This window comes from Pseudomonas sp. B21-032 (assembly GCF_024748965.1).
Classification (GTDB): domain Bacteria; phylum Pseudomonadota; class Gammaproteobacteria; order Pseudomonadales; family Pseudomonadaceae; genus Aquipseudomonas.
Window position 1 is genome coordinate 4130177 of the sequence record NZ_CP087180.1, and the last position, 23671, is coordinate 4153847.

The 23671-nt window shown below is 63.2% G+C and carries 20 protein-coding genes; 8 read left to right on the plus strand and 12 right to left on the minus strand.

What is annotated here, in order from left to right:
* Positions 1-50: 50 nt before the first annotated feature.
* Complete coding sequence (locus LOY54_RS18975; RefSeq protein WP_258607577.1) at positions 51-395, minus strand: YggL family protein; 345 nt, start codon at positions 393-395, stop codon at positions 51-53.
* A 214-nt stretch (positions 396-609) separates the two neighbouring features.
* Between LOY54_RS18975 and dacB the strand changes: the two genes are divergently transcribed.
* The gene (gene dacB / locus LOY54_RS18980; protein WP_045194994.1) at positions 610-2073 is read left to right on the plus strand and encodes a D-alanyl-D-alanine carboxypeptidase/D-alanyl-D-alanine-endopeptidase; all 1464 of its coding nucleotides are present in this window, start codon (positions 610-612) and stop codon (positions 2071-2073) included.
* Between the two features lie 7 nt (positions 2074-2080).
* On the opposite strand, the gene LOY54_RS18985 is transcribed toward dacB, so the two are convergent.
* Complete coding sequence (locus tag LOY54_RS18985) at positions 2081-4474, minus strand: diguanylate cyclase (RefSeq protein WP_258607578.1); 2394 nt, start codon at positions 4472-4474, stop codon at positions 2081-2083.
* 102 nt (positions 4475-4576) lie between these two features.
* Complete coding sequence (rlmKL, locus tag LOY54_RS18990) at positions 4577-6775, minus strand: bifunctional 23S rRNA (guanine(2069)-N(7))-methyltransferase RlmK/23S rRNA (guanine(2445)-N(2))-methyltransferase RlmL (protein ID WP_258607579.1); 2199 nt, start codon at positions 6773-6775, stop codon at positions 4577-4579.
* 540 nt (positions 6776-7315) lie between these two features.
* Between rlmKL and rmf the strand changes: the two genes are divergently transcribed.
* A complete protein-coding gene (rmf, locus tag LOY54_RS18995) occupies positions 7316-7531 on the plus strand; it encodes a ribosome modulation factor (RefSeq protein ID WP_010223328.1) in 216 nt (71 codons plus the stop codon).
* Positions 7532-7627: 96 nt separating this feature from the next.
* On the opposite strand, the gene LOY54_RS19000 is transcribed toward rmf, so the two are convergent.
* Complete coding sequence (locus LOY54_RS19000) at positions 7628-8650, minus strand: quinone-dependent dihydroorotate dehydrogenase (protein ID WP_258607581.1); 1023 nt, start codon at positions 8648-8650, stop codon at positions 7628-7630.
* A gap of 152 nt (positions 8651-8802) precedes the next feature.
* On the opposite strand from LOY54_RS19000, the gene LOY54_RS19005 reads away from it, so the two are divergent.
* From LOY54_RS19005 to cobA, 5 genes are all read left to right on the plus strand, one after another.
* Entirely contained in the window at positions 8803-10017 is a 1215-nt protein-coding gene (locus LOY54_RS19005) for a CmpA/NrtA family ABC transporter substrate-binding protein (protein ID WP_258607583.1), read from the plus strand.
* 14 nt (positions 10018-10031) lie between these two features.
* Positions 10032-10607: an ANTAR domain-containing response regulator gene (locus LOY54_RS19010; RefSeq protein WP_010223325.1), complete on the plus strand. Its 576-nt coding sequence runs from the start codon at positions 10032-10034 to the stop codon at positions 10605-10607.
* Positions 10608-10757: 150 nt separating this feature from the next.
* Positions 10758-11969: a NarK/NasA family nitrate transporter gene (locus tag LOY54_RS19015; protein ID WP_258607584.1), complete on the plus strand. Its 1212-nt coding sequence runs from the start codon at positions 10758-10760 to the stop codon at positions 11967-11969.
* Between the two features lie 10 nt (positions 11970-11979).
* Entirely contained in the window at positions 11980-13650 is a 1671-nt protein-coding gene (locus tag LOY54_RS19020) for a bifunctional protein-serine/threonine kinase/phosphatase (RefSeq protein ID WP_258607586.1), read from the plus strand.
* A gap of 28 nt (positions 13651-13678) precedes the next feature.
* The gene (cobA, locus tag LOY54_RS19025) at positions 13679-14416 is read left to right on the plus strand and encodes a uroporphyrinogen-III C-methyltransferase (protein ID WP_045195011.1); all 738 of its coding nucleotides are present in this window, start codon (positions 13679-13681) and stop codon (positions 14414-14416) included.
* Between the two features lie 57 nt (positions 14417-14473).
* Here cobA and LOY54_RS19030 read toward each other — a convergent pair whose 3' ends face one another.
* The 8 genes from LOY54_RS19030 to ppsA all read right to left on the minus strand — a co-directional run bounded on the left by LOY54_RS19030 (position 14474) and on the right by ppsA (position 22660).
* Positions 14474-15511 (minus strand): OmpA family protein, encoded by a 1038-nt coding sequence (locus tag LOY54_RS19030; protein ID WP_045195013.1) that lies wholly within the window; start codon positions 15509-15511, stop codon positions 14474-14476.
* A 110-nt stretch (positions 15512-15621) separates the two neighbouring features.
* Entirely contained in the window at positions 15622-16188 is a 567-nt protein-coding gene (gene sigX, locus LOY54_RS19035; RefSeq protein ID WP_036990388.1) for an RNA polymerase sigma factor SigX, read from the minus strand.
* Positions 16189-16302: 114 nt separating this feature from the next.
* Complete coding sequence (locus tag LOY54_RS19040; RefSeq protein ID WP_038994250.1) at positions 16303-17127, minus strand: mechanosensitive ion channel family protein; 825 nt, start codon at positions 17125-17127, stop codon at positions 16303-16305.
* Positions 17128-17129: 2 nt separating this feature from the next.
* Entirely contained in the window at positions 17130-17384 is a 255-nt protein-coding gene (locus tag LOY54_RS19045; protein WP_371128640.1) for a CrfX protein, read from the minus strand.
* A gap of 93 nt (positions 17385-17477) precedes the next feature.
* Positions 17478-18473, minus strand: a complete 996-nt coding sequence (locus LOY54_RS19050) for a zinc transporter ZntB (RefSeq protein WP_045195019.1) — start codon at positions 18471-18473, stop codon at positions 17478-17480.
* A gap of 28 nt (positions 18474-18501) precedes the next feature.
* Positions 18502-18990: a ribonuclease E activity regulator RraA gene (gene rraA, locus LOY54_RS19055; RefSeq protein WP_038994247.1), complete on the minus strand. Its 489-nt coding sequence runs from the start codon at positions 18988-18990 to the stop codon at positions 18502-18504.
* A 196-nt stretch (positions 18991-19186) separates the two neighbouring features.
* The gene (locus LOY54_RS19060; protein ID WP_258607588.1) at positions 19187-20209 is read right to left on the minus strand and encodes an alpha/beta hydrolase; all 1023 of its coding nucleotides are present in this window, start codon (positions 20207-20209) and stop codon (positions 19187-19189) included.
* Between the two features lie 75 nt (positions 20210-20284).
* A complete protein-coding gene (gene ppsA / locus LOY54_RS19065) occupies positions 20285-22660 on the minus strand; it encodes a phosphoenolpyruvate synthase (RefSeq protein ID WP_045195023.1) in 2376 nt (791 codons plus the stop codon).
* A 176-nt stretch (positions 22661-22836) separates the two neighbouring features.
* Here ppsA and LOY54_RS19070 point away from each other — a divergent pair, with 176 nt between their 5' ends.
* A complete protein-coding gene (locus LOY54_RS19070; RefSeq protein ID WP_045195025.1) occupies positions 22837-23655 on the plus strand; it encodes a pyruvate, water dikinase regulatory protein in 819 nt (272 codons plus the stop codon).
* The last annotated feature ends 16 nt before the right edge of the window (positions 23656-23671 follow it).

A 23671-nucleotide genomic window follows, 5' to 3' on the forward strand; every position in this document is an offset into this window, starting at 1 on the left:
GGGGAGCAGAAACGAAAACGGCGGCCACTGGGGCCGCCGTTTCAGCAGGATCAGGAAGCCGGGGTGACCGGTTTTTCCGGATACCAGGCGTCCAGCAACGGGCTGACTTCAATCTTGGTCAGTTCGCTGCGGCCCTTGAGCCAGGTTTCAACAGCAGCGCGCTGCTCTTCAGTGACCGAACCACGGGTGGCCTTGCAGACCAGACCGAAGTCGTCGCCGCCAACATAGTCCAGACCATTGGCATCCATGGCGTCAGCCAGGAATGCATCGAGGAAGGCGTCAATGGCTTCGTCGGACAGATCTTCCTTGAAATCCAGGTTCAGCTCAAAACCCAGCTCCTGGAATTCATCCACGCAGAGTTTTTTGCGCAGACGGCGGGAACGGTTAGTGGCCATGAAACAATCCTCTTGAGTATTAACGCGCGGCACTTTACCAGTTTCACCGCGCGATTGCCGGAATAAAAGCCGATAAGCTGTTGTTTGATCCTGTATTCACAGGCCCATGGGCGTTCTGCTTGGGGCATAATGCGCGCTATATTTTTCCGTATCGGGGCCTTCACCTTTTTTCGCTCCGTTTTTTTCACCCCTCGCTCGCAGGGTTTTATCGCACATGATCAGATCTCTTCGCCCTCTTCTGCTTGCCGGCCTGCTGATGCCCCTGGCGCTTTCCAGCCACGCCGCCGCGGTCAACACCACGCTTTCGCCAAAAGTTCAGCAGGCGCTGAAAACCAACAAATTGCAGGACTCGGCCCTGTCGCTGGTCATGCTGCCGCTCAACGGCCCGGGCACACCGACCGTGTTCAATGCCGATGTCTCGGTCAACCCGGCCTCGACCATGAAGCTGGTCACCACCTACGCCGCCCTGGAAATGCTCGGCCCCACCCACCAGTGGAAAACCGAGTTCTACAGCGACGGCCCGCTGCGCAACGGCGTGCTGCAGGGCAACCTGTACCTCAAGGGCGGCGGCGACCCGAAGCTGAACATGGAAAAGCTTTGGCTGCTGATGCGCGACCTGCGCGCCAATGGCGTACAGACCATCAGCGGTGACCTGGTGCTCGACCGCAGCCACTTCATCCAGCCACAACTGCCGCAGTTCAACGATGATGGTGGCGACGAAAACAAACCCTTCCTGGTCAAGCCCGACTCGCTGCTGATCAACCTCAAGGCGCTGCGCTTCGTCGCCCGCAACGACGGGGGCAAGGTGCTGGTCTCGGTCGAGCCGCCGATTGCCAACATCCGCATCGACAACCAGGTCAAGGCGGTCAACACCAAGCAGTGCAGCGGCGACGTGCGCTACAACCCCGTGGTGCAAGCTGACGGCGTCAGCGTCGTGGTCAGCGGCCAGCTGGGCGATGGCTGCAACTCGCAGACCTACCTGTCGCTGCTCGATCACCCGACCTACGCCGCCGGCGCCGTGCGCGCCATCTGGAACGAACTGGGGGGTAGCATCCAGGGCCGTGACCGGGTCGACAACGTGCCGAAAAGCGCGCGCCTGCTGGCCCGCGCCTACTCCCCGGACCTGGTGGAGATCATCCGCGACATTAACAAATACAGTAACAACACCATGGCCCAGCAGTTGTTCCTGAGCCTGGGCGCGCAGTTCCGTACCGACGCCGACGGCGACGACGCCCGCGCCGCCCAACGCGTGGTGCGCCAGTGGCTGGCGAAAAAGGGCATCACCGCGCCGCACCTGATCATGGAAAACGGCTCGGGCCTGTCCCGCGCCGAACGGGTCAGCACCCGGGAAATGGCCGCCCTGCTGCAAGCGGCCTGGAACAGCCCGTACGCTGCCGAGTTCATCAGCTCGATGCCGCTGGTGGGCATGGACGGCACCATGCGCAAGCGCCTCAAGCGCACCGCCATGACCGGTGAGGCGCACATCAAGACCGGCACCCTGAACACCGTGCGCGCCATCGCCGGCTTCAGCCGCGACAGCAACGGCAACACCTGGGCGGTCGCGGCAATCCTCAACGACCCCAAACCCTGGGGGGCTTCTGCCGTGCTCGACCAGGTCCTGCTCGACCTGTACCGCCAGCCGAAACTGGTCAACAGCACCGCCGCCGTTCAGCCCTGAGCCTGACTCAGGGCAGTTCGCCCTCGACGCGGTCGCGGCCAGCCTGCTTGGCCGCGTAGACCCCCGAGTCGGCGCGTAGCAGCAAGGCATCGGCGCCCTCCCCCGGGCGCCAGCCGGCCACGCCGAAACTCGCCGTGACCATCCCCACCCCGTCCACCGGCACGCTGCGCAGGCCCTGCCAGAGCTCCATGGCCAGGCTGTAGGCCTGCTCGGCATTGCTGCCCGGGCACAACACCATGAATTCCTCGCCACCCAGGCGGCAGAACACATCGGTACGGCGCAGGCGGTGATTGATGCGCTGGCACAGGCTGCGCAGCACATGATCGCCCACGGCATGGCCGTACAAATCGTTGATGCGCTTGAAGTGGTCGATGTCCAGCATGATCACTGCCAGGTCCTGGCTGTCGCGCTGGGCCCGCTCAAGCTCGGCTTTGAGCCGCTCCTGAAAGTAGCGGCGGTTGTGAATGCCGGTCAGTGAGTCGGTTACCGACAACGCCCGCAGCTCCTCCTCGACGCGCTTCAGATCGGAGATATCAGTCAGGTAGCCGTGCCACAGAGTACCGCCCTGCTCGGCCGGCTCCGGCGTGGCTTCGCCGCGGATCCAGCGCATCCCGGCCACCGGCAGCAGCACCCGGTACTCTTCGCGCCAGGGCGTGAGGTGATCAGCGGAATAGCGGATCGAAGCGCGCACCCGCTCCAGGTCATCGGGGTGGATACGCTCGAACACGGCCGTGGCGTCCTCGCGCAAGCGCTGCGGTTCGATCTCGTAGATATCGCGCAAGCCCTCGCTGGCATAGCTGAAGCACGAGCTGCCGTCGGGGTCGAGGCGAAACTGGTAAATGCCGCCGGGCACCTCGGCGCTGAGCTTTTCCAGCAGCCGGTCGCGGGCCGCCAGGGCCTCATGCACGCGCTTGCGCTCGGTAACGTCGATGCAGATGGCCAGGTGGCCGACCCACAGGCCGTGCTCATCGAGCACCGCGCTGACCATCATGTTGGCCAGCAGGTGGCTGCCATCCTTGCGCAACAGGGTCCACTCACCAGGCTCGCTCTCACCCTCCTGGATGGTCTCGGCGAACATCGCCTGGGCCGGGCTGACCTCGCGCCCATAACGCAGGCTCAAGGCGCGGGCCCGGGCCTGCAGCTCCTCTGGCGAGACCAGCTCTTCCAGGGTCAGGCGGCCGATGACTTCAGCGCTGTGGTAGCCGAGCATGCGTTCGGCGCCGGCGTTAAAGGTACTGATCACCCCGCGCAGGCTGGTGGCAATGATCGCCACCTGGGTGGCGGCATCGAGCACGCTGCGCAGCTGGTTGTGGGTATCGCGCAGCGACTGTTCGCTGACGCGCAACTCGGCGGTGCGCTGCTCGACCAGGGTCAGGGCACGCTGGCGCTGGCCGAACAGGCTGAACAGCAAGGCGCTGAGCAACAGGCTGAGCAGGCCGCCAAGCAGCACCACGGCAACGACCGCCGAGGAGCGATTGGCGTCCATGAAGGCAAGGCTGGGCTGGATATCCAGTTGATAGTCGTGATCGGCCAGGCGCAACAGATGGGTGGCGGTCAGATCGGTGTCGGCCCCCTGGTTGCCGGATTGGAACAACACCTCATGCTGGCCCTGCCCGGACAGGTCAAGAATGCGCACCACCAGGTTGTCCTCGCTCGGGTTGGGCAGCCCCTCGGCCATCAGCTGCTGCAGGCTGATCACCGCCAGTACGTAGCCATCTGGTGGGGCGGCGGCGCTGCCCGGGGCAAAAACGGGCGCCACCATCAATACCCCGCGGGCGAAGGCCGGGTCGACATGGGTCAGGTTCAAGGGTGCCGACACCGCCATGCTGCCGGGCTGGCGGGCACGGTCGAGGGCCGCCTGGCGCAGCGGCTGGGAGAGCATGTCCAGGCCCAGGGGCTGGACCTGGTGGCTGGAGACCTGGGTGTACAACAGTGGGTAATAGAGCGCACGCTCAGCCGCTACCTGCAGGCTGCCGGCGTCATTCAGCTCGTGGATGGCAAAGGGCTTGCCGAGGAGTTGCGCGGCGCTGCGCTCAAACGCTTGACGCTCATCGCCCGCCACCCGCGGCGCCCAGGCGTAGGCCTGGGTCCGGTACAACAGGGGCTTGGCGTAGCCGTTGAACTCGGCGAGAGTGACGCTTTCGGAGAACACGAAGAAGCGGCGCAGGCCATCGAGACGCTGCACCTGGTCCTCGAAACGCTCTTCGATACGGCTGTAACGCTCACTGGCGAGCAGTTCGAAGCGTTGACGCAACTGCTGGCGGTACAGGTCATGGGTGGCCAGCGCCAGCAGCGCAGTCAACAGGCCGCCGGCGACAAATGCCACGCCGGCCACCAGCCAGGCGGACACTTCCTCGCTGACAAAGCCGAGCATCTTCGGACGAGCGGCGTGCATCGACATAGAAAGCACTCAAAACGCCAGCGTCCAGCGGATCGCGGGCTCTGATTGAGTTATAGCCATTAGCCATTAACGTAGCAATCATCACCCGCGACAATCAGCCAATCAGCGCGCCTGAATTTTCCAGGCCCGGTGAATCTTGCTGTTACGGGCAAAGTCCGGGTCCAGGGTCTGGGTGCTGATCTCTTCCACCGCGTAGCGCTCAGCCAGGTTTTCGTCGAGCTGGAACTTGCGGAAGTTGTTCGAGAAGTACAGCACACCGCCCGGCGCCAGGCGCGCCACGGCCAGGTCAAGCAACTCGACATGATCGCGCTGCACGTCGAACACGCCTTCCATACGCTTGGAGTTGGAGAAGGTCGGCGGATCGATGAAGATCAGCTCGTATTCCTCGCGACAGGCTTGCAGCCAGGCCATGACATCGCCCTGCTCCAGGCGATTCTTGTCCGAGAAGCCATTGAGCGACAGGTTGCGCCGCGCCCAGTCCAGGTAAGTCTTGGACAGGTCAACACTGGTGGTGCTGCGCGCGCCGCCCTTGGCCGCATGCACACTGGCGGTGGCGGTGTAGCAGAACAGGTTGAGGAAGCGCTTGCCGGCAGCCTCGCGCTGAATGCGCAGGCGCATCGGGCGGTGGTCGAGGAACAGCCCGGTGTCCAGGTAATCGGTGAGGTTGACCAGCAGCTTGACGCCGCCTTCCTGCACTTCGAGGAACTGCCCCTGGGCGCTCTGGCGCTCGTACTGGCGGGTACCGCTCTGACGCTCGCGACGCTTGACCACCACGCGGCTCTGGTCGATGCCCAGGGCCTGAGGGATCGCTGCCAGGGCGTCGAACAGACGCGCCTGGGCCTTTTCCGGGTCGATCGAGCGCGGCGCGGCGTATTCCTGCACGTGCACCCAGTCCTGGTACAGGTCGATGGCCAGGGCGTACTCGGGCATGTCGGCATCGTACAGGCGGTAGCAACTGACGTTCTCGCGCTTGGCCCACTTGCCCAGTTGCTTGAGGTTCTTCTGCAGGCGGTTGGCGAACATCTGCCCGCCCTCGCTCAGGCGTGCCGGCTCACTGGCCACGGCGGCCGGGGTACGCGGTTCGGCTGCTTCGCCATTGCGCTCGGGCTGACGGCGCTCGCCGGTGACGAACTGGTCGGGCTGAACCTTGATCAGCAGCAGCTTGCACGGCAAGGCGCCGTTCCAGAAGGCATATTGCTTATGGCTGCGGATGCCCATGCGCTTGCCCAGGTCCGGGGCGCCGGTGAACACCGCCGCTTCCCAGTTCAGGCAGGCCTGACGCAGGCGCTCGCCAAGGTTCTGGTAGAGGTACAGCAGGCTCGCTTCGTCGCCCAGGCGCTCGCCGTACGGCGGGTTGCAGATCACCAGGCCTTTCTGGTTCTGGTCCGGGCGCGGCTCGAAGCTGCCGACTTCGCCCTGGTAGATCTTCACCCAGTCACTCAGGCCGGCGCGCTCAACGTTGTTGCGGCCCGGCTGGATCAGCCGCGGGTCGGCCTCATAGCCGCGAATCCACAACGGCGGGCGGGCCAGGCCGGCTTCGGCACGGGCCAGCGCCTCATCATGGAGTTTGCGCCAGAGGGCCGGCACGTGGCCGAGCCAGGCGCTGAAGCCCCAACGCTCGCGGCGCAGGTTCGGTGCGATATCGGCGGCGATCATTGCGGCTTCGACCAGGAAGGTCCCCACACCACACATCGGGTCGGCCAGGGCGCCGCCTTCGGCAGCGATGCGTGGCCAGCCAGCGCGGATCAACACCGCGGCCGCGAGGTTTTCCTTGAGCGGCGCCGCACCTTGCTGCAGGCGGTAACCGCGCTGGTGCAGGCTGTGGCCGGACAGGTCCAGGGACAGTATCGCCTCGCCACGCTCCAGGCGCAGGTGCACGCGCAGGTCCGGGTTGAGCTTGTCGACCGACGGGCGCTCGCCGCTGCTGGTACGCAGCTTGTCGACAATTGCATCCTTGACCTTCAAGGCGCCGAAGTGGGTGTTGTCGATACCCGAGCCGTGGCCGCTGAATTCCACCGCCAGCGAGCCGCTGGCCTCCAGGTGATCCTGCCACTCGACTTCGTTGACGCCGTCGTAGAGGTCGTCGGCGTTCTTCATGTTGAAGCGCTTGAGCACCAGCAGTACGCGGTTGCCCAGGCGCGACCACAGGCACAGCCGGTAGGCGGTTTCCATGTCGGCCGTGCCGCGGATCGCCGAAGTGTGCTCGCGCACTTCTTCAAGGCCGAGGCCGCGGGCTTCTTCGGCAAGCAGGCCTTCAAGGCCTTTGGGACAGGTGAGGTAAAGTTCGAAACGGTCCGACATGGGGTATCCAGAGCCTTGAGCAATAAAGTGGAGAGGCAAGCGCATCGCCCTTCCGATGTTTAATCGAACGCCTTTCCACAGCGTTCGAGTGGCGCTTTATCTCGCGCCGGGCCGCCCGCCAATCCGACTTTTGCCGAGGGCTGAAAAGTCTTTGATTGCCGGGCAGAACGAAAAATTCAGGCAAAAAACCGGGAAAAATGACCCTTCGTCGTTTTGCCGATGTTGTTACAAATTATCACACAGCGATGGCCAGATGACTTTGCAGCAGGTCAAACCCTGATCATAGCGGGCTTTGCGCCAGATCCTAATCAGACGCATTTATTTACTTATCCTGTGACCCTATGAAAGGTTACGTCCTTATGACAAAACGATCATTCACACTGTGTCCTGCATTGGTTAGAACTGGTCTCAGGTTGTCACCGCAACGGGGCAACACTTCCGCTCGCGACGCCGGCAGCGAGCGCAAACCGGCAGAACGATTCTGCCCGACCTTCTAGAGGTCGACGGGACATTACAGTCAACAAGTGAGGGCAACACCCTATGAGAAGACTTAAGCGTGATCCGTTGGAACGAGCTTTTTCACGTGGCTACCAATATGGGGTCACCGGCAAATCCCGCGAGCTTTGCCCCTTTACTCTACCGTCTGTACGCCAGGCATGGATCAATGGCTGGCGCGAAGGACGCGGCGACAACTGGGACGGTATGACCGGCACTGCGGGTATCCATAGACTCAACGAACTTCACGCCGTTGGCTGAACGAGGAACTGAATCCGATTACCATGCGCGCCCTATCCGGGCGGCGGGCTGAGGCCCAGGGGCCCCTTGAGGGGGCCCTTTTTTATGCCTGCGGTTTCAGCGCCCCATGGCGGCGATGGCGTCCACTGCCTCGCGGATCAGGGCCGGGCCCTTGTAGATGAACCCCGAGTAGATCTGTACCAGGCTGGCACCGGCAGCAATCTTCTGCGCCGCATGCTTGCCTTCGGTAATCCCGCCCGCAGCAATGATCGGCAACTTGCCACCCAGCTCGCCAGCCAGCACCTTGACGATATGGGTGCTCTTTTCCAGCACCGGCGCGCCCGACAGGCCGCCTGCTTCGTCACCATGCTGCAGGCCTTCGACGCCTTCACGGCCGAGGGTGGTGTTGGTGGCGATCACCGCGTCCATACCCGACTCGACCAGGGCTGCGGCGACCAGCGCGGTTTCTTCGTCGCTCATGTCCGGGGCGATCTTGATCGCCAGCGGCACATGCTTGCCGCGTTCGCTCACCAGTTGCGAGCGGCGCTCGGCCAGGGCGTCGAGCAGTTGCTTAAGCGAATCGCCGAACTGCAGGCTGCGCAGGCCCGGGGTGTTCGGCGAGCTGACGTTGACGGTGATGTAGCTGGCCTGGTCGTAGACCTTGTCGAGGCAGATCAGGTAATCGTCGACCGCGCGCTCGACTGGAGTGTCGAAGTTCTTGCCGATGTTAATGCCGAGGATGCCGCTGTATTTGGCGGCGCGCACACGGTTGAGCAGGTTGTCGACACCCAGGTTGTTGAAGCCCATGCGGTTGATGATCGCTTCGGCTTCCGGCAGGCGGAACAGGCGCGGCTTGGGGTTGCCCGGCTGTGGACGCGGGGTAACGGTGCCGATCTCGACAAAACCGAAACCCAGCTGGGCAAAGCCGTCGATGGCCGCGCCGTTCTTGTCCAGACCCGCCGCCAGCCCGACCGGGTTGGCGAAGTTCAGGCCCATGACAGTGACCGGCAAGGAAGCCGGCGCCTTGGTCAGCAAGCCGTTGAGGCCCAGACGGCCACCGGCGCCGATCAGGTCCAGGGACAGGTCATGGGAGGTCTCCGGGGAGAGCTTGAACAGCAGCTGGCGGGCCAGGGTATACATGGGCGGGTTTAGCTCGACGTGAGTGAGGGGGCGATTATAGCGGTGGCGTCGCCCGGGGGACAGGGCCGCCTTGGCATATGCGTTGCTTGCACCCTGATCAAACGCCTGCCTCGCGAGCGGTACGGCCTGACCTTCGACACAGGCGCAATGACGTGACCAACCCTATTCCCGCAACCTCGCTGGCCTGGGTCAACGGCAGCGATGCCCCGGAAAAGCCCTGCCTGAATCTCGGTTTCATGGCCCTGAGCGATTGTGCCTCGGTGGTGGTGGCCGCGACCCAGGGTTTCGCCCAGACCTACGGCCTGACCCTGAACCTGCAGCGCCAGAGCTCCTGGGCCGGCCTGCGCGACAAGCTGGCCAGCGGCGAGCTGGATGCCGCGCATAGCCTGTACGGCCTGATCTACGCGCTGCAACTGGGCATCGGCGGTAGTCCGGCCGCCGACATGGCGGTGCTGATGGGCCTGAACCAGAACGGCCAGGGCATCAATCTGTCCGCTGCGCTGCAACGTCAGGGCGTGACCAGTCCCGAGGCATTGGAGCACTTCGTGCACCAAAGCAGGACAAAACTGACCTTTGCACAAACTTTTCCTACCGGCACCCATGCCATGTGGCTGTATTACTGGCTGGCCAGCCAGGGCATCCACCCCTTGCATGACGTCAACAGCGTGGTGGTGCCGCCAGGCCAGATGCTCGCACACCTGCAAGCCGGACGCATCGACGGATTTTGCGTCGGCGAACCCTGGTCGGCGGGCGCCATCGAACAGGGCCAGGGCTTCACCCTGGCCACCAGCCAATCAATCTGGCCGGATCACCCGGAAAAAGTCCTGGGTTGCACCCGGGCCTTTGTCGAACAGTATCCGAACAGTGCGCGGGCCCTGGTGATGGCAGTGCTGGCCGCCAGCCGCTTTATCGAGCAGAGCCGCGAAAACCGCCGCAGCACCGCGCAACTGCTCAGCAGCAAGGCCTACCTGGATGCGCCGTTGTCGAGCATCGAGCCGCGCCTGCTCGGCCACTACCAGGACGGCCTGGGTAACCAGTGGCAGGATCGCCACGCCTTGCGCCTGTATGACCAGGGCCGGGCCAACTTGCCGTACCTGTCCGATGGCCTGTGGTTCATGACCCAATTCCGCCGCTGGGGCCTGCTGCGTGAAGACCCCGATTACCTCGCCGTAGCCCGCCAGGTGCAGCAACTGGCGTTGTACCGCGACGCCGCCACGGCGGTCGGCGTGCCCTGCGCAGGTTCCGACATGCGTAGCAGCCAGCTGATCGATGGCAGCCGCTGGGATGGCAGCGACCCGCACGGCTACGCCCGCAGCTTTCGTCTGCACGCGCTGGCCGAGCCGCCCGCCGCCCTCGCCCGACGCTGAACGGAGACGCTCTCATGCTGCGAATCCTGCTAATCGACGACACCGCGAAAAAAGTCGGTCGCCTCAAGGCTGCGCTGGTCCAGGCCGGCTTCGAAGTGATCGAAGAGTCGGGCCTGACCATCGACCTGCCGGCACGCGTCGAAACGGTGCATCCGGACGTGGTGCTGATCGATACCGAGTCACCGGGCCGTGATGTCATGGAGCAAGTAGTGCTGGTCAGCCGTGACCGGCCGCGACCGATCGTCATGTTCACCGACGAGCACGACCCCGGGGTGATGCGCCAGGCGATCCAGGCCGGGGTCAGCGCCTACATTGTCGAAGGCATCCAGGCTACGCGCTTGCAGCCGATCCTCGATGTGGCCATGGCCCGCTTTGAAAGCGACCAGGCGCTCAAGGCCCAACTGCAGGCCCGCGACCAGCAACTGGCGGAGCGCAAGCGCATCGAACTGGCCAAGGGCCTGTTGATGAAAATGAAGGACTGCAACGAAGAACAGGCCTACACCCTGATGCGCCGCCAGGCCATGAGCAAGCAGCAGAAGCTGATCCAGGTGGCCGAGCAGATCATTGCCATGAGCGACCTGCTCGGCTGAAGCACTCTGGCCCGGCTCTTGCTATCACCACAGCACAGGTAGCCAACGGCGGTTGCCCCCTTCACGACAAAGACGTCGCACCCCCACTCGCGCCAGCGGGTCGGGTGGCGACGTCTTTTTCGTTTCCGTCCCTGTTCAACGAGGTGTTCGATGAATACGAGTTTCTGGAAGTCCGGGCATGTCCCCACCCTGTTCGCCGCCTTTTTGTATTTCGACCTGAGCTTCATGGTCTGGTACCTGCTCGGCCCGCTGGCGGTGCAGATTGCCGCCGACTTGCAACTGACCACCCAGCAGCGCGGGCTGATGGTGGCCACGCCGATCCTGGCCGGGGCGATCCTGCGCTTTGTCATGGGCCTGCTGGTCGACCGCCTGTCACCCAAGACCGCCGGGCTGATCGGCCAGGTGATTGTCATCGTCGCACTGTTCTGCGCCTGGCGCCTGGGCATTCACAGTTATGAGCAAGCCTTGTTGCTCGGGGTGTTCCTCGGCGTTGCCGGCGCCTCGTTTGCCGTGTCACTGCCGCTGGCCTCGCAGTGGTACCCGGCGCAGCACCAGGGCAAGGCCATGGGCATCGCCGGTGCCGGCAACTCCGGCACGGTGTTCGCCGCCCTGCTGGCCCCGGCCCTGGCCGCAGGCTTTGGCTGGAACAACGTGTTCGGTTTTGCCGTGATCCCGCTGCTGCTGACCCTGGTGCTGTTCAGCCTGCTGGCGCGCAACGCCCCCGAACGGCCCAAACCGAAAGCCGTGGCCGACTACCTCAAGGCCCTGGGCGATCGCGACAGCTGGTGGTTCATGTTCTTCTACAGCGTCACCTTCGGTGGCTTTATCGGCCTGGCCAGTGCCCTGCCCGGCTACTTCAACGACCAGTACGGCCTAAGCCCGGTGACCGCTGGCTACTACACCGCCGCCTGCGTCTTTGCCGGCAGCCTGATGCGGCCGTTGGGCGGCGCCCTGGCCGATCGCTTCGGTGGCATCCGCACCCTGCTGGCAATGTACAGCGTTGCCGCCATCTGCATTGCCGCCGTCGGTTTCAACCTGCCCAGCGCAGTGGCTGCCCTGGCCCTGTTCGTCAGCGCCATGCTCGGCCTGGGTGCCGGCAACGGCGCGGTGTTCCAACTGGTGCCGCAACGCTTTCGCCAGGAAATCGGCGTGATGACCGGGCTGATCGGCATGGCCGGCGGCATCGGCGGCTTTCTGCTCGCTGCGGGCCTGGGGGCGATCAAACAGCACAGCGGCGACTATCAGCTGGGCCTGTGGCTGTTCGCCAGCCTGGGCATTCTTGCCTGGTTCGGCCTGCACGGCGTCAAGCAGCGCTGGCGCACCACCTGGGGCTCGGCAGCGGTGACTGCGGCGCGGGTTTGAGGATGACAACATGAGCCTGCAACTGAGCTTTGCCCAGGCCAGCGCCAGCGGCCCCCGGGAGGAAAACCAGGACGCCCTGCGCCTGGTCACCCCCAACCCGGAACTGGCCGCCAGCAAAGGCTACCTGTTCGCCCTCGCCGACGGCGTCAGCCAGTGCGCCGATGGCGGCCTGGCGGCGCGGGCCAGCCTGCAGGCGCTGGCCCTGGACTATTACGCCACGCCGGCCACCTGGGGCGTGGCCCAGGCGCTGGACCGCCTGCTACTGGCGCAGAACCGCTGGCTGCGTGCCAATGGCGGCGGCCAGCCGCTGCTGACCACGCTGAGCGCACTGGTGCTGCGGGGTCGGCGTTTTACCCTGGCGCATGTCGGTGACTGCCGGATCTACCGCTGGGCCGCCGGGCAACTGCAGCGCATCAGCGAAGACCACGTCTGGGACCAACCCGGCATGCAGCACGTGCTCAAGCGCGCCCTGGGCCTGGACCAGCACCTGCAGGTCGACTACCTGGAGGGCGAGCTGCAGGCCGGTGAGTGTTTCCTGCTGCTCAGCGACGGCGTCTGGGCCAGCCTCAGCGAAGCGCAGATTCGCGCGGTGCTGCGCGAGCAGATCGACCTGCAGGACGCCGCCCAGACCCTGGTCAGCTCGGCTCACTACAGCGGCAGCCAGGACAATGCCAGCGCCCTGCTGGTGCGGGTCGAACAACTGGGTGCGAGCAACCTCGGTGATTCCCTGGCGCAATTGCAGCAATGGCCCCTGCCGCCCGCCTTGCGCAGCGGGCAGACAATCGACGGCTGGCAGGTCGAGCGGGCGCTTGGCCACAGCCGCCAATCCTTGCTGTATCGCGTGCGCGACCCGCAGCAACAGGCATGGCTGCTGAAAACCCTGCCGGCCGAACGCAAAGATGAACCCGGCGCGCAGCAAGGCCTGCTGCTTGAAGAGTGGTTCCTGCGCCGTGTGGCCGGGCGCTACTTCCCCGAAGTGCACCCGGCCAGCCAGCGCCACCATCTGTATTACCTGATGCGCGAGTACTCCGGGCAAACCCTGGCGCAACGGTTCGCCGCCAGCGGCCCCCTGCCGTTGGCGCAATGGCAGGCGCTGGCCCGTCAACTGTTGCAGGCGGTAGGCGCGCTGCACCGACGCAACATCCTCCATCGCGACATCAAGCCCGAGAACCTGCTCCTGGGCGATGACGGCCAGCTGCGCCTGCTGGATTTCGGCCTGGCGTTCTGCCCGGGGCTTTCCGAGGACCGCGCCCATGAGCTGCCAGGCACGCCCTCGTTTATTGCGCCGGAAGCCTTCGACGCCGAGCCGCCCAGCCCGCAACAGGACCTCTACAGCGTGGCGGTAACGCTGTACTACCTGCTCACCGGACATTACCCCTATGGCGAAATCGAAGCCTTTCAGCGCCCGCGCTTCACCCAGGCGATCAGCGCCGCCCGCTATCGCCCGGACCTGCCCGAATGGCTCGAGCACAACCTCGCTCAGGCACTGCTCGCCGACCCGCGGCAACGCTTTGAAACCGCCGAGCAATGGCTGTTGCTGCTTGAACAGGGCGACCGCCAGGCGCTCAGCGTGCGCCCGCGGCCGCTGCTTGAGCGCGAGCCGCTGAAAGTCTGGCGCACCCTGGCGCTGCTGTCCCTGCTGCTTAACCTGATCCTGCTGATCAGCCTGCTAAAAGGCTGACAACCCCTTTGCCGATGAGGAATACCCGATGCATGCGAAAGTCTGGCTGATTGGTGCAGGCCCCGGTGATCCGGAGCTGCTGACCCTCAAGGCGGTACGCGCCCTGGGGGAAGCCGAAGTGGTGCTGATCGACGACCTGGTCAATCCGCACATTCTTCAACACTGCCCGCAGGCGCGGGTGGTTGCCGTGGGTAAGCGCGGCGGATGCCGCTCCACGCCGCAAGCCTTCATTCAGCGCCTGATGCTGCGCTATGCCCGTCAGGGCCGCTGCGTGGCGCGGCTCAAGGGCGGTGACCCGTGCATCTTTGGCCGCGGCGGCGAAGAGGCGGCCTGGTTGCAGGCTCATGGCGTCGAAACCGAGCTGGTCAATGGCATTACCGCAGGCTTGGCCGGCGCGACCCAATGCGGTATCTCGCTGACCTTGCGCGGCGTCAGCCGTGGCGTGACCCTGGTCACCGCCCACACTCAGGACGACAGCCCGTTGAACTGGCAGGCGTTGGCTCAGGGCGGTACCACCCTGGTGGTGTACATGGGCGTGAGCAAACTGGAGGACGTGCAGCAGGGCTTGCTGGCAGGTGGCCTGGCGGCGCAGACGCCGGTGGCCATGATCGAGAACGCCTCGTTGCCTCAACAGCGTGAGCAGCGCAGCACGCTGGCGCAGCTGTGCCAGGACGCCGCCCGCTTCAAGCTGTGCAGCCCGGCGATTGTGGTGATCGGCGAGGTGGCAGCAGCGCACAGCGCAGTGCTGCAGCAACTGACAGCCTGAATCGCAGGCAAAGAAAAACCCGGCCTAGGCCGGGCTTTTCAGTAGCGCCTGGACCAATTACTTGGCTTGGGCTTCTACTTGTGCTTCTACGCGACGGTTAACAGCGCGACCAGCGTCGGTGGCGTTGTCAGCAACCGGACGGGTTTCACCGTAGCCAACCGACTCAACGCGGTTCGACTCAACACCGTACTGGTTGGTCAGAACTTGCTTAACGGCGTTTGCACGACGCTCAGACAGTTTCTGGTTGTAAGCGTCAGGACCGACGGAGTCAGTGTGACCTTCAACAGTGGTGGTGGTCTGTGGGTACTGCTTCATGAAGTCAGCCAGGTTCTTGATGTCGCCGTAGCTGTTTGGCTTGACGACCGACTTGTCGAAGTCGAACTTGACGTCCAGCTCAACACGGACGACTTCAGCAACAGCTGGGCAGCCATCAGCGTCAACGGTAACGTTGGCTGGGGTGTCAGGGCACTTGTCGACGTTGTCGCAGACGCCATCGTTGTCGCTGTCGGAGCAGACTTCAGCGACTGGAGCAGGAGCGGCTTCAACCTTGCCACCGCTACCACCGAAGTTCAGACCCAGACCAACGGTCGGACCCCACTCGGTGTTGCCGTTGTCGATGTTGTACATGGCTTCAACGCCAGCACGGGCGAAGAACATGTCGGTGATGTACCACTTGGCGCCAGCGCCAACGTTGGCGAAGGTGGAGTGGTCACGGCCGTTACGGGTAGCTTGACCCAGGCTTTCGTGAGCGAAACCAGCCGAAACGTATGGACGCAGAGCGTCGCCGACGGTACCGAAGTGGTAGGTAGCGTCCAGCTTGGCCTTGGAACCTTTGATGTCTTTGTTGAAGACTTCGCCACGAGCGTTGTGAGTCTCGTTGTAGCCCAGGTCCAGGGACAGGTCGTCGGTCAGGAAGTAACCGAGGCGAACACCAGGATTGGTGCCGTCGTTCTTGAAGTTACGTTCGCTGTCGTAGTACTGCTTGGTGACGTTGCCTTCAATTTCGACTGCGCCTTGGCCTTGTGCCAGAGCGCCGAAGGAAGTTGCGGCTACAAGAGAACCAATGGCCAAGCCCAAGGTGTTTTTCAATTTCATCCGTTAAATCCCCATCTGGTGATAGTTAAGCAGTCCCACCAACATCCGGGGGACAACTCGACGGCAAGTCTAGCAGAACTTGCCGGTACGTTAGAGATATTTGCGCGCTACTAAGTTTCAGCAAGGCCCGCAAATTTCTCACGTAGCTTGTCAAGCGCACGCTTGTACCGCATTTTCGTTGCGCTCAGGCCCATGTGCATGATATCGGCGATTTCCTGAAATTCCAGTTCTGCGACAAATCGAAGCACCAGAATCTCGCGGTCAATCGGATTGACATGCACTAGCCATTTGTCCAGCCCGCCTTTCTCTTCCGGTTTTGGCGCCTTCTCTTCCGAGGCCTCCTCGAGTGGATCAAGACTCAAGGCATCCATCAGTCGACGTTTGCGCCGCTCCTTGCGGTACTGGGTGATGCATTCGTTGTAGGTGATGCTGTAGAGCCATGTCTTGAACTTCGATTTGCCCTCGAAGTTCTTCAGCCCATAGAGCACCTTGAGCATCACCTCCTGACAGACATCGTCAGCATCCCGATCGTTCCCTAAATAACGTGCACAGACGTTAAAAAGGGTCCGTTGGTAGCGGCGCATGAGCTCCTCATACGCGCGAGTAACATGAAACAGCTCCTCATGCGAACGCGCCACCAACTCCTCATCAGTGAGCTCGCGGGGGTCGTAACGCATGGGCAGCGAGTGAACTTTATTCAAAACGGATCTGGCCGACAGTCAGGTCAATGTCGCCGCATACCCCTGCCTGGGGCATTTTTGCGGCGGCATACATTAGCAGGATTTGCCCGGTTAGCGGCTATTGACTCGCTGCTCAAGCAGAATCCGGTTGGACAACGACACTAGTTCGCCATCATCGGTCAGCAGGGTCGTCTTGACCGTGCCGATCTCTTCGATCTGCCCTTCGACCTCGCCAATCCGCACTTGTTGGCCCACTTGATACAGTTCACGCACGTAAATTCCGGCCAGGATCTGCCCGGCGATTTCCCGGCTGCCCAGGCCCATGGCCAGCGCTACGGCCAGACCAACGGTAATCAAACCGATGACGATCACATGGTTGAGCAGGTCGGTCTTGACCTCAAGCTGGCTGATTGCCACCGAGATACTGATGATAATCACCAGGCCCTGGGCGATGCGCCCGACGCCTGCGGCATATTCCAGGCCGATGCCTTCGGCGGCGCCGCGTACCAGGCCGTTGACCAGTTGTGCCAGCAACACACCGGCCAGCAGCACCAGCGCCGCACCGAATACCTTCGGCAGGTACAGGGCGAGCATGTCGAGGGTCGCCGAGACGCGCTCAAGGCCCAGGGATTCAGCGGCAGAAACCAGGAAAATCAGCAGCACGAACCAGTAGACGATCTTGCCGATCAGGGTCGAGATCGGCACCTGGATGCCGACCCGGCTGAGCATCTTGGTCAGGCCGGTGCCGCCCATCAGGCGATCCAGGCCGAGCTTGGCCAGCAATTTCGACAACAGGGTGTCGAGCAGCTTGGCCACGACGAAACCGAGCAGCACCACAACCAGGGCGCCGAACAGGTTGGGGATGAAGTTCGCCACTTTGGTCCACAGCGCTGTCATCGCGGTGACCAGGCTCTGGGTCCAGAGATCAAGTTCCATATTCAATCGGCCTTATCAGCTTTACGGGCGGTAGCGTTACGGCGCACCGGCGCGACATGCGCCGAGCCATTGTTCACGGCAATCATCAGCGCCTGGCTCCAGCGGCCCAGCAGGCTGAACAGATCGCCCGCGCCAACCTGGCGGTTGGCGGTTTTCAGGACCCGGCCCAGGCAGGCGTCGTCGTCGCGGTCCTGACCGGACGGCGATGCCTTGAGCAGGTCTCGCAGGGATTCTTCAAACGGATCGTGCATAGGCACCTCGCGCAATATCTGTCAAAGACGAGGTCGCCAGACAACGGGTCACATGAACCGCCCAGGCAGTTTGTGACTGTATGTTCACAGATTTCATCTTCACACCCAGCGCAGGCGGCGGAACAGCCACCATTGCCCCAACGCCAGGGCCAGCACCAGCAGGCTGGCGAACAGAAAGCCGTAGGGGCTGTCGGAGCCGGGAATACCGCCGACGTTGATGCCCAGAAGCCCGGTGACGAAACTCATGGGCAGGAAGATGCAGGTGATGATACCGAAGCGGTACATGGTCCGGTTCATCCGCTCGCTGCGGCGCCGGTCCTCGCTCTCGAGCACCAGGGCGGCGCGTTCACGGGTGAGATCCAGCTCTTCGAGGTAGCGGGTCAGGCTGTTGTTGAGCTCGTTCCAGTAGTCGGCATCGTCGGCGGCGAACCAGCTCCACTTGTTGCGCGCCAGTTGTGCGTAGATTTCCCGCTGCGGGTTGAGAAAGCGCCGCAGCCCCGCCGCACGCCGGCGGATCTGCTGCAGGCTGCCCTGGTCCGGGGCATAGCGCTTGTCGGCTTCAAGCTGCTCTTCTTCGCCGTCAACCACTTCCGAGAGGTCGCTAATCAGCGCCTGGACCTTTTCGGTCAGCAGTTGGGCCATGCTCAGCAGCAGCTCGGAGGCGGTCTTCGGCCCTCGATTTTCGGCCAGTTGCTGGAGCAGCTCGTCACTGGCGCGCAACGGCCGCAGGCGCAGCGAGATCACCCGCTGGGCCTCGGCGAAGATGCGCACCGAGACCATGTCTTCGGGTTCAGCGCCGGGGTTTAAGTTGACCCCGCGCAAAAACAGCAGCATCTGCGCATCCGGCAGGGGCAGCAGGCGTGGACGGGTGTTTTCTTCCAGCAACAGGTCGCAGGCAAACTCGTTCAGGCCGCTGTCGTGGCGCAACCAGGTGCGGGTCTGCGGGTGGCTGCGGTCCCAGTGCAGCCACAGGCTTTCCTGGGGCTGCAACGCAAGGGCGTCCAGTTCAGTTCGGGCGATCGCACGGGCACCGCCTTTTCCATCCAGCACCAGGGCATGCACCAGCCCCCATTGCGCGTTTTCTTCCTCGAACATCCCTACCCCACTGACCGGTTTCAGAGCTTTACTCAGGCATTTTCAACGGGCTTGGCGAGACGATCACGCCATTGTTGTCGGCGTAGATGTATTCGCCCGGACGGAAAGTCACGCCGGCAAAGGTCACGGGGATGTTGAGTTCGCCAACACCGCGGCGTACCGATTTGAGCGGGTGGCTGGCCAGGGCCTGGACGCCGACGTCGGTCTGCGCCAGGACATCGACATCACGCACGCATCCGTAGATCACCAGGCCTTGCCAGTGATTCTTCGCCGCCTTTTCGGCGAGCATGTCGCCGAGCAGGGCATGGCGCAGCGAACCACCGCCATCGACCACCAGGACCTTGCCGGTGCCATCGAGCTCGACCTGCTCTTTTACCCGCGAGTTGTCCTCGAAGCACTTGATGGTGACGATCTCACCCCCGAAGGAGTCGCGGCCGCCGAAGTTGCTGAACATCGGCTCCAGCACCTGCACCAGTTCCGGGTAGGCGTCGCACAGATCGGGGGTGATGTAATGCATGGGAAACTCCTGTCGATTATCGAGACGATGAATGTCGCAGTTTCACTCAGTGAACGAGGCCCGGCGATGCGGCTTTAGGCCCAAGGCTACACGTCACTGCCGTTGCGGTCACGTTGGGCAAGGAGTCAGCGAACAGATGTTCGCTGAAAAACCCAAAAATGACCAAAACCTTCACAATCGTCATATCTTAACGGCATCAGCTCGCCGGCGAAACGGCCTGCGCCGCCTCCGGCAGCAACGCCGCCAGCGGATCCTGCAACCAACGCTCGACCAACGGCCAGACCTGCGCCTGCGCCGGCTTGCTGACCAGCATGTCGACATGACCAAAGTTGTCGAAGCCCTCCTCACGGCCCAGGCGGACAAACTGCTTGTGCTCGCTGCCCAGTTGCTCGAACAGCTTGCGACAGGCCCACACCGGGTCCTGGTGATCACCCGCGCCGGCCACCGCCAGCACTGGCACATCAACTTCGGCCAGCCCCGCCCACCAGTCGCGATCCTTGTCGCCAAAGCGGCCAAACAGACCGAACCAGCGCATGCTTTCCAGCGCCAGGCCAATCGGCTCGTCTTCCGGGCCGCGCTTGAGCCGCGAGCCGGAAATCTGCGCAAAGCGCTTGAGCAACAGGCGCCCGCCCCACTCCACCGGCGGCAGCTTCAGTGGCCAGTAGGTTCGGCTGACCTGGGTACCGAAGAACGCCACGCTGGCCACCTGCTCGGCGCCCAGGTACTGGCCACCGAGGGCCGCCGCCAGGGTGGTACCGCCCAGCGAGTGACCGATCCAGTGCGCAGGCCTGCCGGCCTGCTCGCAGACGAACGCGGCAATTACCGGCAGGTCGTAACGGGCATAGTCAGCCACGCGGTTGTTGCGATAGCCATGGTTGCGCGGCGACAGGCCGTGGCCGCGCATCTCCGGGATCCACACATCGAAACCGGCGCGCGCCAGGTAGGCGCCCAGGCCAATGCCCCGGGGCGAATACCAGAAGCGCCGGTTGGAAAAGCTGCCGTGCAGCAGAATCACCGGGGTGCCACGCACCTCGGCTTGATCGGCCATGCCCAGGCGGGTGAGCGCCAGCTCGACGCTGCGATCCGGGCTGTTACCGGCTTTGATCCGGTACACGTCCTCGCTCAGGTCGCCACGGCGCTCGGCACTGAGCAAGGCCACGGGAAAAAAGGGTACTGCTGCTTTGCATAGGGTTCTTGCACAAAAAAGGGCGAGATCCATCACTGGAACACGCCCTGGAATACGGTCGGAACCCTCACCGGCGTAACCGCCAGGTGAAGGCTCCGGTTCAGCGCATCAGTTCGCGGCCTGGCCTTCAGCCAGGAAGAACCAGGTCTCGAGGACCGAGTCCGGGTTCAGCGAGACGCTTTCGATGCCCTGTTCCATCAGCCATTTAGCCAGGTCCGGGTGATCGGATGGGCCCTGGCCGCAGATACCGATGTACTTGCCAGCCTTGTTACAGGCCTGGATGGCATTGGCCAGCAGCTTCTTGACGGCAGGGTTACGCTCGTCGAACAGGTGCGCAATGATCCCCGAGTCGCGGTCCAGGCCCAGGGTCAGCTGAGTCAGGTCGTTGGAGCCGATGGAGAAACCATCGAAATACTCGAGGAACTCTTCGGCGAGGATGGCGTTGGACGGCAATTCGCACATCATGATCACGCGCAGGCCGTTGTCACCGCGGGCCAGGCCGTTTTCGGCAAGCAGGTCGACAACCTGGCTGGCCTCGCCCAAGGTGCGCACGAACGGCACCATGATCTCGACGTTGGTCAGGCCCATCTCGTTGCGCACGCGCTTGAGGGCGCGGCATTCGAGCTCGAAGCAGTCACGGAAGGTTTCGCTGATGTAGCGCGAAGCACCGCGGAAACCCAGCATCGGGTTTTCTTCTTCCGGCTCGTAGAGCTTGCCGCCGATCAGGTTGGCGTATTCGTTGGACTTGAAGTCCGACAGGCGCACGATGACCTTCTTCGGCCAGAACGCCGCCGCCAGGGTGCTGATGCCCTCGACCAGTTTCTCGACGTAGAAGCCGACCGGGTCGTTGTAGCCGGCAATACGCTTGTCGACGCTCTCTTTGAGCTCGGCAGGCAGGCCTGCGTAGTTGAGCAGCGCCTTGGGGTGCACGCCGATCATGCGATTGATGATGAATTCCAGGCGCGCCAGGCCGACACCGGCGTTGGGCAGCTGGGCAAAATCAAAGGCACGGTCCGGGTTGCCGACGTTCATCATGATCTTGAACGGCAGCTCCGGCATGGCGTCGACGGAGTTCTTGCGCACGTCAAAGCCCAGCTCACCTTCGAAGATGAAGCCGGTATCGCCTTCGGCGCACGACACGGTCACGCCCTGGCCATCCTTGAGCAGCTGGGTGGCGTTGCCGCAACCAACCACCGCCGGAATACCCAGTTCACGGGCAATGATCGCCGCGTGGCAGGTACGCCCGCCACGGTTGGTGACGATGGCGCTGGCGCGCTTCATCACCGGTTCCCAGTCCGGGTCGGTCATGTCCGAAACCAGTACGTCGCCGGGCTGGACCTTGTCCATCTCCGAGACGTCCTTGATGATCCGCACCTTGCCGGCGCCGATGCGCTGGCCGATGGCGCGGCCTTCGACCAGCACGGTGCCGGTCTCTTTGAGCAGGTAACGCTCCATGACGTTGGCCTGGGCGCGGCTTTTCACGGTTTCAGGGCGGGCCTGAACGATGTACAGCTTGCCGTCGTCACCGTCCTTGGCCCATTCGATGTCCATCGGGCACTTGTAGTGCTTCTCGATGATCATCGCCTGCTTGGCCAGCTCGCTGACTTCGGCGTCGCTCAGGCAGAAACGGGTGCGGTCGGCCTTGTCGACATCGACGGTCTTGACCGAACGACCGGCCTTGGCTTCTTCGCCATAGACCATCTTGATCGCCTTGCTGCCCAGGTTGCGGCGCAGGATCGCCGGGCGGCCGGCTTCCAGGGTGCCTTTGTGCACGTAGAATTCGTCGGGGTTGACTGCACCCTGAACGACGGTTTCACCCAGGCCGTAGGCGCCGGTGATGAACACCACGTCACGAAAGCCCGACTCGGTGTCGAGGGTGAACATTACGCCGGCAGTGCCGGTTTCCGAGCGGACCATGCGCTGCACGCCGGCCGACAGGGCCACCAGCTTGTGGTCGAAGCCCTGGTGCACGCGGTAGGAAATGGCGCGGTCGTTGAACAGCGAGGCGAACACTTCCTTGGCGGCGCGGATGACGTTGTCGACGCCGCGGATGTTCAGGAAGGTTTCCTGCTGGCCGGCGAACGAGGCGTCCGGCAGGTCTTCGGCAGTGGCCGAGGAGCGCACGGCCACGGCCATGTTCGGGTTGCCCTGGGACATTTCGGCGAAGGCAGTGCGGATTTCGGCGTTCAGGCGCTCGGGGAACTCGGCCTCCATGATCCACTGGCGGATCTGCGCACCGGTCTTGGCCAGGGCGTTGACGTCGTCAACGTCCAGCGCGTCGAGGGCAGCGTGGATCTGGGCGTTCAGGCCGCTCTGCTCGAGAAAGTCACGATACGCCTGAGCCGTAGTGGCAAAGCCGCCGGGGACCGAGACACCGGCGCCCGCGAGGTTACTGATCATCTCGCCGAGGGATGCGTTCTTGCCCCCCACATGCTCTACATCATGGACGCCGAGCTTATCGAGGGAAACTACGTACTCTACCAAGGTGATCTCTCCACTAACTGTGTTGGAAAAGCTCAGGTCGCCCGCCTGCCAGCTCTGGCTTGGCCGGGCGCTTGTGGCCTGGACCTGGAAAATAAGTGAGAATGCCGAACGCAGTGTTCGGTAAACCGAACCTATCATATCCAAGATTCGTCACCAGCTTAAGGCCCAAGGCGCAAATGAAACGATCTGCTTTCTTTATCTCCGATGGCACCGGCATTACCGCCGAGACGCTGGGACAGAGTCTTCTAGCGCAGTTCGATACCATTCCGTTCAATAAATTCACGCGTCCGTACATCGACAGCGTAGAAAAAGCGCGGGTGATGGTACAACAAATCAATAGCGCCGCTGAGAAAGACGGTGTCCGTCCGATCATCTTCGACACCATCGTCAATCAGGATATCCGCGAGGTCCTCGCCACCTCCAACGGCTTCATGATCGACATCTTCTCGACCTTCCTGGCCCCGCTGGAACAGGAACTGACCGCCCATTCGTCCTATTCGGTGGGCAAATCCCACTCGATCGGCGGCAATTCCAACTATATGGAACGCATCGAGGCGGTCAACTTCGCTCTCGACAACGACGACGGCGCGCGCACCCACTACTACGACAAGGCCGACTTGATCCTGGTAGGCGTGTCGCGTTGCGGCAAGACCCCGACCTGCCTGTACATGGCCATGCAATTCGGCATCCGCGCGGCCAACTACCCGCTGACCGAAGATGACATGGAGCGCCTGCAACTGCCCCAGGCCCTGAAAAACCACCAGCACAAGCTGTTCGGCCTGACCATCGACCCCGACCGCCTGACCGCCATCCGCCACGAGCGCAAGCCCAACAGCCGCTACGCAAGCTTTGCCCAGTGCGAGTTCGAGGTACGTGAAGTGGAGAACCTGTTCCGCCGCGAGAACATTGCGCACATCAACTCCACGCATTTCTCCGTGGAAGAGATTGCGGCGAAGATTCTGGTCGAGAAAGGTGTAGAGCGAAGGTTTAAGTAGGCTGCAAGCTGCAAGC